This window comes from Oleiphilus sp. HI0066, from assembly GCF_001635725.1.
On sequence record NZ_LWFH01001275.1, the window covers coordinates 1 to 1619 of the forward strand.

A 1619-nucleotide genomic window follows, 5' to 3' on the forward strand; every position below is an offset into this window, starting at 1 on the left:
GCCAAGGATCAAGCGCAAGAAGTCGCAAAACAAACCATTGATTTACTGAGCAAATACGATCTCCCCGTAGTAGTACCTTCCGCTTCATGCGCAGACATGATTAAAAAACACTTCCCTCTATTGATGAATAGAAGACTCTCACTACTCAATGCTTGCAAAAAATCTGTCTGAGAGGTGCTTTGAACTGATTCAATTCATTTCACCATTCCTACCATCCATGAGCGATGAAAAAGAATCTATTGCTCTTCACGTGTCATGCTCTGCAAGACGTGGAATCAAGAGCGAAGAGTCTTGGGTAACATCACTTCAAAATTCAGGACATGTAGTCGAGCAACCAAATTATCAAAATGAGTGTTGCGGCTTTGGTGGCACCTTTTCGGTGAAAGCACCCGAAATATCGTCTGTAATGGCTGAAGATAAATGCAAATCTTTAATGGCATTATCCCCGACATTTACATCTGGAGATTGCGGCTGCCTGATGCATTTAAACGGATATGCCGACAAAAACAAACTAGTCCTAAAAGGGAAGCACATTGTAAGCATACTTACAGAACGTTATGGAGTTTCCGATGTCAGATAACTTCAGAATTCGGACTGTTGATGCGCTATCCGACGATTCGTTGCAGAACAATTTTCGTGGAGCGATGGATTTTCTCCAAGACAAAAGACACCAAGCATTTCAAGACTTAGAGTTCGAAAAGTTACGAAGTGAAGGCGCAGATATTCGAAAAAATGTAATTGCTCACTTACCCGATCTTCTTGAGAAACTGGAAAGGAAGTGCATCGACAATGGTATTCATGTGCACTGGGCTGAAGACGCCCAACAAGCTTGTCGAATCATCGAAAGAATTGCCCAAGACAACGAAGTTAAACAAGTCGTTAAAGGCAAATCAATGGTTAGCGAAGAAATCGAATTGAACCAACACCTTGAGGCACAAGGAATCGAGTGCATTGAAACCGATATGGGCGAATACATTGTTCAACTTGATCATGAAAAGTCATCTCATATCATCATGCCCGCCATCCATAAGACAAAAGAGCAAATAGCCCAACTCTTCGCAGATAAGCTTAATGAGGATTTTGGTAAACCTCCAAAAGACGCCACTGTAGATGAACTTATTGGCGTTGGGAGAAAAGTACTCCGACAAAAATNCATGCAGGCCGACATGGGTATTAGCGGGGTTAATTTTGCGATAGCAGAGACCGGAACACTTTGCTTGGTAGCAAATGAAGGAAATGGTCGCATATCGACCGGCGTACCAGATATTCACGTTGCGTTAATGGGACTTGAAAAAGTTATTCCTTCATTCGCAGAACTGCCAACCTTGCTCAAATTACTGACTCGTTCAGCAACGGGTCAGATTATGACAACCTACCTCAACATGATCAGTTCACCACGCAAAGATCAAGAGCTAGACGGTCCGTCACAATTTCATCTCGTAATTATTGATAACAAGCGCAGCGCTATGTACCAAGATGATGTACTTCAGGAAACGCTCACCTGTATACGAGGTGGCGCATGCATGAATCATTGTCCCGTATACACAAGAATCGGTGGCCACGCATATGGAAGCACTTATCCAGGTCCAATCGGACAAATCGTCACTCCACAAATAGAA

The 1619-nt window shown here is 43.0% G+C and carries 2 protein-coding genes; both read left to right on the forward strand.

Annotation, left to right across the window (positions count from 1 at the left end):
• Nucleotides 1-148: 148 nt before the first annotated feature.
• Nucleotides 149-580 carry a (Fe-S)-binding protein gene (locus tag A3738_RS18410; RefSeq protein WP_068754799.1) on the forward strand — a complete coding sequence of 144 codons (432 nt, stop codon included), beginning with the start codon at nucleotides 149-151 and terminating at the stop codon, nucleotides 578-580.
• Nucleotides 570-1619 (forward strand): lactate utilization protein B (locus tag A3738_RS18415; RefSeq protein WP_231876698.1); only part of this gene is annotated, 1050 nt, incomplete at its 3' end. The genes A3738_RS18410 and A3738_RS18415, both read left to right, overlap by 11 nt.

Excerpts from the sequence above, each read along its gene's own strand:
- A3738_RS18410 (WP_068754799.1), top strand. The coding sequence starts at position 149 with ATGCTTGCAAAAAATCTGTCTGAGAGGTGCTTTGAACTGATTCAATTC.